This is a genomic window from Streptomyces sp. NPDC004542 (assembly GCF_040610035.1).
Taxonomy (GTDB): domain Bacteria; phylum Actinomycetota; class Actinomycetes; order Streptomycetales; family Streptomycetaceae; genus Streptomyces.
Map to the genome: position 1 here is coordinate 1 of NZ_JBEXLP010000150.1, position 9964 is coordinate 9964.

A 9964-nucleotide genomic window follows, 5' to 3' on the forward strand; every position below is an offset into this window, starting at 1 on the left:
GACCACCCGCGCCATCCGCGACCAACCCGAACGGGCCCTCCCCATCCTGGGCATCACCTACAAGCCCGACCTCAACGGAACTTGATCAAGCCCTGTGCCTTGAGTGGGCACGCGAACGTCGCCCAGCATTACAAAACCCTCTCTTTGCCGTTTCGTGCCTGTTGCATGAACATGGACTGGCTTAATGTAGTTGAGCTTATGGGGCGTACGTTGGCGTAAGGGAGCAGGCGCGGGAGCGCGTGGGTTCTCTACTCGAAGCAGACGGGGGTCTGTAGCGGACATGGGTAAGCATTTCTCCGGGGTGAGACTTTCCAAACGTGAGCGGTGGGATGTCCTTCACGCACTCATCGGCCTCGTGGAATTCGCGAATTCCGCCAAAGGGGAATGGGGTCATGCCAGTCCGCGGTCGGATTCCAAGGAGGTTCTGACTGTTGTTCGTGCTGCGGTCGAGCACGTCGAGGATCCATTGAACCGGGCCCAGTTGACCGCGAAGATCGTCGTAGCCGACAGCCTTGATGCGGCGTTACGGGGGTCCCCTGCTCAAGGGAGACCGAAAGTTTGGGGGAGCGTGCGATCGCAACGCGTTGGAGCGCCCTCACGGCGGAGCCACGTGGGCACGGCGCACGAACTGGCCGCGATCCTCTACGACTTGATCGCCAACGGCCCGGGGGTAGCGCCGGGTGGTCACGAGTGGATCTTCCGGTGCGGAGCCTCCGCCAAGCGGCGCCGTGGTGCGCGTCTGCACGGAATCGGGCTTGCTCTCGTGCGCAACGTTGTTGGACAGCGTTCCGGGTGGGTAGCAGTGTCCGAAGGCGACGGCGGTGGCGTTGTGTTTACGGTACACATCCTGGGGGGCTCGCCCGCCGTCACGGTGGCCGCGTCGTGATCGGAGTGCTGGTCGTGGACGACGACTTCTACGTGGCGAAGATCAACGCGCACTTTGTGTCGCAGGTACCGGGTTTCCAGGTGGTCGGCATCGCCCACAGCGCGGCTGCCGCGTTCGCCGCGGTCCAGCGCGGTGGTGTGGACCTGATTCTGCTGGACCAGCATTTACCCAACGAGAGCGGGGTGTCGTTCACGTTGCGGTTGCGGCAGCATGGGCACGACGTGGACGTGATCATGGTGACGGCGGACCATGGTTCCGCTCTGGTGAGGGACGCGCTGCGGGCCGGAGTCCTGCACTATCTCGTGAAGCCGTTTACCTTGGACGGACTACGCAACAAGCTTATGGGCTACGCGCAGTTACGCTCGACGTTCGGGGATACGGGGCTGGACCAGGAGCGGATCGATCGGATGCTCAGCACTCTGCGTACGGCCGACACGGGACAGAACATGCCGAAGGGCTATTCGACACGGACCGCGGACCTGATCTGCCGGCTCGTGGCGGGCTCGAAGCGGGAGCTGTCGGCGCAGGAGGTCTCCGGCCAGGCGAGGATCAGCCGGTCCACGGCGCAGCGCTATCTCAAGTTCCTTGAGGAGACGGGCAAATTGCGGTTGACACTGCGCTACGGCGAGAGCGGTCGCCCCGAGCACCTGTACTCCGAGGCGTGATGCGTCCGAGTTCAGGGCCGAGCACCGTGTTCCAGCAGCATGTCGTGGTGACGGGACGTCTGCCGTTGTTCTGCTTCCTCGTGGGGCTGTTCGTGGCGTTCATCGGTATACGGATCAGCGTGCGTCTGGTGCGTGCCGGTGCCCGGTGGTGGCCGGGAGACATCACGTGGGGCGGGGTTCACGTCCACCACGTCGTGTTCGGGCTCGTGCTGATGGTGACCGCGGGCATAGGTGAGTTCGCCATGGTGGATCAAGCGGTCGGTCTGCGGGCCGCCGCGGCCGCGGTGTTCGGTGTGGGTACAGGCCTGGTGCTCGACGAGTTCGCTCTCGTCCTGCACCTGGAGGACGTGTACTGGACGGAGCGCGGCAGGACGTCGATCGATGCTGTCTTCGTGGCTGTGGCGCTCAGCGGGATGCTGCTGCTCGGACTGCATCCTCTGGGGCTGTCCGGATGGGGCGGTTGGAACCGCGTGCCCGGTGTGAGTGGGCCGGTCACCGTGTTGCTGTGCTCGCTGGCGTTTGCCGTTGTCACGCTGCTCAAGGGCAAGATCTGGACCGGGCTCATCGGCATCTTCGTACCGCCGCTGTTGATTCCCGGAGCGCTGCGTCTAAGTCGCCCCGACGCCCCTTGGGCGCGCTGGTGGTACGGACATCGGCGCCCCGACAAGCAGCTCCGGGCACAGTTGCGGGAGCGGCGGCTGCGGGTACCGGTCATCGCCGTGAAGATCCGGCTCCAGGAACTGCTCGCCGGGCGGCACGACCTGCCCGATCTTCCCTCGCGGCCCTCGCGTGAGTCCACGGCGTTGGATTAACGAGCAGAACGGGTCTTTCGCGATCAAGTGGCTTTGTGCTCAGAAAGGATCCAGGATCGACGCCGTGGCCTAACGTCACGGCACAGAGCCAGGATCTTTCCGCGGATGTGACAGGAACCCGATCTGTGCCGACCCGTCTGCTTCCTCCGCCAGGGCCCGCCCGACTGCTGACCGTCATCACCGTGGTGATGAGCCTGGGGCAGGGGTTGTGGATGGCCGTCAACGCGATCTTCGCCGTGACGATGGTTCATCTGACGCCCGGGCAACTGGGCGTCAGCGTGGGCATCTCCGCCGCCCTCGTCCTCCTCTCCAGCACACCGCTCGGACACCTGGCCGACCGGGTCGGGCCACGCACGGTGCAGTTGTGGTCGTTCCTGGCATTGGCCCCGTTGACGGCCGCGCTGCTGTTCGTCGGTGGGTTCTGGGGTTATCTGGTCGCCACCTCCGCCCAGGGACTGGCCTATCGTGCCGGCAACAATGCGCGGAAGGCGATGATCGTCGCGCTCGTGCCGCCTGGCGACCGGGCCCGGACCATGGCGGGGATACGGGCCTGGATCAACGTCAGCGTCGCTGTCGGCGCCTGCTTGTCCGGCCTTGTCATCGCCTGGGGCACCCGCGTTGGTTTCCAGGGGGCGATCCTGTTCACGGCCGCCGCTTTTCTGGGCACGGGGCTGCTAACCCTGAAAGAGGCGCCGGTGCCGCCGACGCCCGCCGGTGCGATCAGTGCTTTCGGTGTACTGCGTGATGTGCCGTTCCTCTTGTTCACCGCCGTGGACGGGCTTCTGATCACACACACTCTGCTGCTCGACGTCGTCCTGCCGTTGTGGGTGATCCACCACACTCACGCTCCTCGCTGGATGAGCGCGGTGATCCTGCTCATCAACACCGGCTTCGTCGTGGCCTTCCAGACCCGGGCCTCCCGGGGCACCGACGATCTGAAGTCCGCGGCGCGGGCGAGCATGCAGGGCGCGGGCTGTGTGGCGGCTGCCTGTGTCGTGTTCGGGCTCAGCCGCGGCAGCGCGCTGGCCACCGCTTGCGCCCTGCTGGTCGTCGGCGCCCTGCTGCACGCGCTCGGGGAGATCCGGCAGGCGGCGGGCAGTTGGACCATCGCCTTCGATCTCGCCCGCGATGACGCCCAGGGCCAGTATCAGGGCACGTACAAGATGGGCGGCGACATCGGGAAGATGTTCGCCCCCGCTCTCTTCGCCTGGTTGATCCTCGATCACGGAGGGACCGGCTGGATCGTGCTGGCCGTGGCCTACGCGCTCCTGGGCGTCGCCATGCCGGCGGTGGTCTCTCGCGGCGCCCGCCTCAAGGGCGCGCCTCAGGAGCCCGCCGCGGCTGGGGGCTGACCCCGTCTCCCCGGCGCCCGTCCGCGCACCGGACCGCCGTCCGCGCTCCTTCCTTCCCTCAGCGAGTTGAGAGGTACTTCCATGACCTGTGCCATTGCCCCTCGCAGCGTGAATCTCCAAGGCGTGTGCCTGGTCGGCGAGTTGTATGGCTGGGCCGTCGGCGACGGAGGCATGATCCTCGCCACCACGGACGGCGGAGCCACCTGGCACCCCCAGGGCGACACCGACAAGGACCTGCGCGCGGTGTGCTTCGCCGACACCCGGCGGGGCTGGACAGCGGGCCGCGACGGGATCATCCTGCGCACCACGGACGGCGGCGCGACCTGGCGCGAGTCCGAGACCGGAACAGACCGGAACCTGTACGGCATCTCGTTCGACACCGAGGGCTCGTGCGGGTGGGCGGTCGGCGACAGCGGCACGATCCTCGCCACGCGGGACGGCGGAGCCAACTGGCGGCCGCAGCAGTCCGACGGCACCCACTTCACCCGCTGCTTCACTCTGGACGCGACGACGGCCTGGATCATCGGCAAGGGCGGCGCTGTCCGCGCCACGAGGGACGGTGGCGAGACCTGGGTGACGCAGTACAGCGGCACGGGCGTCGACCTGCGGGGGATCCACGCGGTCTCCCCTGACCTGTGCTGGGCTGTGGGACGCGGCGGAACGGTCCTGTGCTCGCGCGACGGCGGAGCCACCTGGACCGCGGGCGACAGCGGCACCGAGACCGATCTGTACGGCTTGTGGGCGGCACCCGACGGCCGAGAGATGCGCGCCTGCGGCGACGACGGGGTGATCCTCACGTCGGCAGACGGCGGCCTCGGATGGTCACCACGGGGCAGCGGCACGGCCAAAGACGTCGTCTCCCTCGCGTTCACACCGGATCTGGGCCACGGATGGGCCGTGGGGGACGGCGGCCTCATCCTGGCTACGCGGGACGGCGGCACGATCTGGGAACCGCAACTGAACGGCATCCACAAGGACCTCGTAGCCATGCACGGTCACGGTGCCGTGCGCTGGGCGGTGGGGCGGGACGGCATCCTCATCGTCACCGAGGACGGCGGCGCCAGCTGGCGGGAGAAGGACACCGGCACACGGGAGACGCTGTGGGGTGTCCACCTCCTCGACGACGAGCGGCACGGCTGGGTGGTTGGTGAGGGGGGTACGGTCCTGGTCACCGAGGACGCCGGTGCCTCCTGGCAGGAGCGGTCCGCACCTGTCGACGTGGCGTTGTTGGGTGTTGGTTTCGAGGCCGGTGGTGGGCGTGGCTGGGTGGTTGGTGAGGGGGGTACGGTCCTGGTCACCGAGGACGCCGGTGCCTCCTGGCAGGAGCGGTCCGCACCTGTCGACGTGGCGTTGTTGGGTGTTGGTTTCGAGGCCGGTGGTGGGCGTGGCTGGGTGGTTGGTGAGGGGGGTACGGTCCTGGTCACCGAGGACGCCGGTGCCTCCTGGCAGGAGCGGTCCGCACCTGTCGACGTGACTCTCACCGCTGTGCACGCGGGGAGGAACGGCACCGCCTGTGTCGTCGGCCGCGGCGGCACTGTCCTGACGACCACGGACGGCGGCGAGAGCTGGCTGCGCCGGGCGAGCGGCACCGAGGTCAGCCTCTGGGGCGTCGCGTTCGTCGCCATGGAAGAGGAGGGATGGGCGGTCGGTGACGACGGCACGATCCTCGCGACCGACGACGGCGGAGCGACCTGGACGACGCGGCACAGCGGCATCACCGACAACCTCAAGGCAGTGTGAACGGACCCCGACGGGACACACGTCCACGCGGTGGGCGACGGTTCCTCCGTTGTCGCGGGAACCGGCCACGGCACGCACTGGACCAGTGACGTCACCAGCACGGGCCGCAACCTCTACGGAGTCCACCTCTTCCCCGACGAAGAGGGCTGGATCGTCGGTGACGGCGGCACGATCCTGACCTCACGTTCGGGCGGGCGCTGGACCCCCCAGCGCAGCGGCACGTCCGCCAACCTGTACTCGGTCTCGCCGGCCGGCCGGGACACCGCCTGGGCGGTGGGCCGCGGTGGCACCGTACTGGCCACGTCCGACGCCGGGACCACCTGGCGTCGGCAGGAGAGCCCGAGCGGGAAGGATCTGCTGGAGGTCCATGTGCGCCCGGACGCGCGGACAGCCTGGGCCGTCGGGGACCGCGGCACGATCCTCGTGACCGGCGACGGCGGAGCGACCTGGACTCACCAGAAACCTCCGCGCACCGACTGCATCCTCTGGGCCGTGGACTTCGCCGACGACCGCACCGGTTGGGCGGTCGGTACCGGTGGGGCGATCTTCGCGACCGAAGACGGCGGGGCGAGCTGGCACGCGCAGGACAGCGGTGGAGTGGACGACCTGATCGACGTGCACGCCGTGGACCCGCACTCCGTGTGGGCCGTCGGCCACCGCGGCACCATCGTGTCGACCGTGGACGGCGGCGGCACCTGGGAGCGCCGCGACAGCGGCACCCGGCAGAACTTCACCGCCGTGCACTTCGACGCCCACGGTCGGGTGGGAAGGGTCGTGGGACGCAGCGACACCGCCCTGGTGTCGTACGACAGCGGCGCGACCTGGCAGGTCACCACCACGGGAACGGGCATGTCGCTGTGGAACGTCCGGGTCCTCACCCAGAGCCGAGCGTGGATCGTCGGCGACGAGGGCACGGTGATCTCGACGCACGACGGCGGCAGGACGTGGACCCCACACCTCTACAGCCCGGAGAAGGACGCGGGTTCCCGCCGAGCGGCCCGACCTGCATGACCCATGACCCCCGAGCGGCAGCTCCCGGAACGACGAGGAACGAGATGAGCGAGAACAACGACGGCAACGGCTTCGACGAGATCCCCCCGACCACACTCGCCGACCTGCTGGGTCGTGCACAGGTCATGGACACAGGCGTCCGCCCGCTGTGGCAGCCGATGCCCCGTGTCGCGGGCCCCGCCTTCACCGTGCGGTGCCCGACCGGCGACAACCTGATGCTGCACGCGGCGATCTACCGGGCCGCACCCGGTTCGGTGATCGTGGTCGAGTCGGGCGACATGGACCACGCGCTGGCCGGCGGCAACGTGTGTGCCGTCGCCCAGCGGCGGGGCGTCGCGGCATTCGTGCTCGACGGCGTCCTCCGGGACCTGGGCGAGATACGCGAAGCGGGATTCCCCGCCTTCGCCCGCGGCGTCATCCCGATACCGGGCACGAAGAAGGTCGTAGGGGCGCTCGGCGAACCCGTGCGTTGCGGCGGCGTGCTCGTCCACCCCGGAGACATCGTGGTGGGCGACGAGGAGGGCATCGTGGTCACTCCCGCCGACCGGCAGGAGGAGGTCCTGGCCGACGCCCGCGCCAAGCTCGCAAAGGAGGAGGCCGAATCCCTCGACGCCTGGGAGGCACAGCACCGGGCCCGCATCGAAAAGACGCTGGCCGAAAAGGGGTTCACCGGCTGACGGACTCGACGGGGACCTTCCCGTCCGCACGGCGACGCCATCCACCTCAGGACCAGTCGAAAGCCATGGTTCATGCTGCTCCGTTTCCGAACCCCCCGCACCGCCGCGCTGCTCGCCGCCGGTGCTTCGGTCGTCCTGATCTCTGCGGCCGCGCCCCCGCCGGCTACCGCGCTCGGCATCGGCGACCGGCTCTACCCGTACCTCGGCAACCCGGGATACGACGTGCGGTCGTACGACATCGCCTTCACCTACAAGGGCGACAACAGCAAGCCGCTGGAGGCCGTCACCCAGATCGACGCCCGGGCGACGTCCCAACTCGACCGGATCAACCTCGACTTCGCGCAGGGAACGGTGCACTCGGTCGAGGTCAACGGGGTTCGAGCGGACTTCGCGACCAGTGTCGAGGACCTGATCGTCACCCCGCCGCGACCCATCAAGCCGGGACAACCGCTCCACATCACCGTGCGGCACACGAGCGATCCCATGCCCGGTAAAGAGGACGCTGGCTGGGTGCGCACCGAGGACGGGCTCGCCCTGGCGAACCAGGCGGACGCCGCGCACCGTGTGTTCCCGTGCAACGATCACCCCTCGGACAAGGCATACTTCACCTTCCGTATCACTACCCCCAACGGCTACACGACGGTGGCCAACGGCCTGCCTGTCGCGACGACACACAGCGGCACCAGCACAAGTTGGGTCTACCGCACCGCCCACCCCATGGCCACCGAGCTCGCCCAGGTCTCCATCGGCCGCTCCACGGTGCTGCACCAGAAGGGCCCGCACGGCCTGCCCGTACGCGATGTCGTACCGGCGAAGGACGCCGAGGCGTTGCGGCCGTGGCTGAACAGGATTCCGGACCAGATCGCGTGGATGGAGGGGAAGGTCGGACGCTACCCGTTCGAGAACTACGGGGTGGTCGTCGCCGAGGCCCAGACCGGCTTCGAACTGGAGACACAGACGCTCTCTCTCTTCCAGAGGAAGCTCTTCTCACACGCTGACAACCCCCAGTGGTACGTCGACTCGCTCCTGGTGCACGAGCTGTCCCATCAATGGTTCGGCGACAGCGTCACCCCGCGCACCTGGTCCGATCTGTGGCTCAACGAAGGCCACGCCACCTGGTACGAGGCCCTGTACGCACAGGAGAAGGGGCACCAGTCGATGGAGGCGCGGATGCGCGACGCCTACCGCGACTCCGACGCCTGGCGGGCGGCCGACGGCACGCCCGCTGCCCCGAAGATGCCCACGACCGGCAAGAAGCTCAGCATCTTCCGGCCCGCCGTCTACGACGGCAGCGCCCTTGTCCTCTACGCGCTGCGTCAGGACATCGGCACGCGGAAGTTCGAACTGCTTGAGCGGGAGTGGGTCCGTACGCACCGTGACTCCAACGCGACGACGGCGGACTTCGTCGCGCTAGCCTCGAAGGTCGCTGGCCGTGACCTGAGCGGCTTCCTCAAGGACTGGCTGTACGGCGAAAAGACGCCGCCGATGCCGGGGCATCCGGAGTGGACGACCGGGCAATAAAGAGCAACCACTTACATCGAACATCTTTTGGCGGCGCGCCCCAGCACAATCGGGGGCGCGCCGCCGTCATTTCGTACGGCCCTTTTCCTGCGGCCCTTTCGTACGGCCGCCCGCGCGGTGCCGTCGGACGTCGCGCGGTAAATGAGCAGAACACCGTTTTCCGGCTCAACGGTGTTTAGAGCGTCTGCGCTCTCAACAACTTCTCGCCCGCACGCCGCGGCTAGCGTCCTCTCTGCCAGTAACCGATGTTCGGAGCGACATGACTACTGCACTGAACGTACGTCTTGGCGCCGGCCTGCTCGACCATGCGCGGGTCCGGCCCGACCACGTGGCCCTGACCGTCGGCCGCCGCAATGTCACCTACGAGGAATGTGCGTCGACGGCGCTGCGCTGGGCGTCCCGACTGATCGAGGCGGCCGGGGGCCGGCCGCGTCGCGTCGCCGTGCTCGGCCACCGCAGCATGGTCTCCTACCTCAGTGTGGCGGCGACCCTGTACGCCGGGGCCGCCTTTGTCCCGCTGAACCCCGGGTTTCCCGTCCAGCGCACCCGCGCCATGCTGGAACGCGCCGACGTGGAGGCACTGATCGTCGAGGCGGCCGCGCTGCCCGTCCTCGTCGACGTGCTACGGGATTTGCCGCGCCCCCCGGTCGTACTGCTGCCCGACCTGCGGCGCGCCGAGGCCAGTGGTCTCGGCGGCGTACGGGTGCTGGATGCGGTCGACCTGGCGACGGCCGGGCCGTTGGAGCCAATGCCCGACGTGACGCCGGACGACGTCGCCTACCTGCTGTTCACATCGGGCAGCACCGGAACCCCGAAGGGCGTCCCGGTGACCCACGGCAACGTACGGGCGTTCCTCGACGTCAATCAGGACCGCTACCGGCTGACACCCGAGGACCGGCTCACGCAGACCTTCGACCAGACCTTCGACCTCTCGGTCTTCGACATGTTCATGGCCTGGGAGCACGGGGCGCGGCTGTGCTCCATGGAATCCATCGAACTTTTGTCCCCGTACTCCTACTTGGAGCGCAACGGGATCACGACCTGGTTCTCCGTACCCTCGGTCGCGGCGCTGTTGCGCCGTCGCGGCTCCCTCACCCCGGGGAGCATGCCCACCCTGCGCTGGAGCCTGTTCTGCGGCGAGCCGCTGCCGCGGACCACCGCCGAACTGTGGCAGGCGGCGGCCCCGAACTCGACGGTCGAGAACCCAGGGCTTGATCAAGTTCCGTTGAGGTCGGGCTTGTAGGTGATGCCCAGGATGGGGAGGGCCCGTTCGGGTTGGTCGCGGATGGCGCGGGTGGTC

General features: G+C 68.3%; 9 protein-coding genes. All 9 read left to right on the forward strand.

Annotation, left to right across the window (positions count from 1 at the left end; translation table 11 throughout):
* The first annotated feature begins 280 nt into the window (after positions 1–280).
* The 9 genes from ABZX30_RS36910 to ABZX30_RS36950 all read left to right on the forward strand — a co-directional run bounded on the left by ABZX30_RS36910 (position 281) and on the right by ABZX30_RS36950 (position 9907).
* Positions 281–886 (forward strand): ATP-binding protein, encoded by a 606-nt coding sequence (locus ABZX30_RS36910; RefSeq protein WP_355942488.1) that lies wholly within the window; start codon positions 281–283, stop codon positions 884–886.
* Positions 883–1551: a response regulator gene (locus tag ABZX30_RS36915; protein WP_355942490.1), complete on the forward strand. Its 669-nt coding sequence runs from the start codon at positions 883–885 to the stop codon at positions 1549–1551. The genes ABZX30_RS36910 and ABZX30_RS36915 overlap by 4 nt, the downstream gene beginning before the upstream one ends.
* A gap of 80 nt (positions 1552–1631) precedes the next feature.
* Positions 1632–2363 (forward strand): hypothetical protein, encoded by a 732-nt coding sequence (locus ABZX30_RS36920; RefSeq protein WP_355942492.1) that lies wholly within the window; start codon positions 1632–1634, stop codon positions 2361–2363.
* Positions 2364–2488: 125 nt separating this feature from the next.
* Positions 2489–3715 carry an MFS transporter gene (locus tag ABZX30_RS36925; protein WP_355942495.1) on the forward strand — a complete coding sequence of 409 codons (1227 nt, stop codon included), beginning with the start codon at positions 2489–2491 and terminating at the stop codon, positions 3713–3715.
* 108 nt (positions 3716–3823) lie between these two features.
* On the forward strand, positions 3824–5455 hold the full coding sequence (locus ABZX30_RS36930; RefSeq protein WP_355942497.1) for a YCF48-related protein: 1632 nt from the start codon (positions 3824–3826) through the stop codon (positions 5453–5455).
* 30 nt (positions 5456–5485) lie between these two features.
* On the forward strand, positions 5486–6466 hold the full coding sequence (locus tag ABZX30_RS36935; RefSeq protein WP_355942499.1) for a YCF48-related protein: 981 nt from the start codon (positions 5486–5488) through the stop codon (positions 6464–6466).
* 44 nt (positions 6467–6510) lie between these two features.
* Entirely contained in the window at positions 6511–7143 is a 633-nt protein-coding gene (locus ABZX30_RS36940; protein ID WP_355942502.1) for an RraA family protein, read from the forward strand.
* A 72-nt stretch (positions 7144–7215) separates the two neighbouring features.
* Positions 7216–8664 (forward strand): M1 family metallopeptidase, encoded by a 1449-nt coding sequence (locus ABZX30_RS36945; RefSeq protein WP_355942504.1) that lies wholly within the window; start codon positions 7216–7218, stop codon positions 8662–8664.
* A 259-nt stretch (positions 8665–8923) separates the two neighbouring features.
* Positions 8924–9907 carry an AMP-binding protein gene (locus tag ABZX30_RS36950; RefSeq protein WP_355942507.1) on the forward strand — a complete coding sequence of 328 codons (984 nt, stop codon included), beginning with the start codon at positions 8924–8926 and terminating at the stop codon, positions 9905–9907.
* The last annotated feature ends 57 nt before the right edge of the window (positions 9908–9964 follow it).

Bases quoted from the DNA above. Each gene is read 5' to 3' on its own strand.
- ABZX30_RS36910 (WP_355942488.1), top strand. From the start codon at position 281: ATGGGTAAGCATTTCTCCGGGGTGAGACTTTCCAAACGTGAGCGGTGG.
- ABZX30_RS36940 (WP_355942502.1), top strand. From the start codon at position 6,511: ATGAGCGAGAACAACGACGGCAACGGCTTCGACGAGATCCCCCCGACC.
- ABZX30_RS36945 (WP_355942504.1), top strand. From the start codon at position 7,216: ATGCTGCTCCGTTTCCGAACCCCCCGCACCGCCGCGCTGCTCGCCGCC.
- ABZX30_RS36950 (WP_355942507.1), top strand. From the start codon at position 8,924: ATGACTACTGCACTGAACGTACGTCTTGGCGCCGGCCTGCTCGACCAT.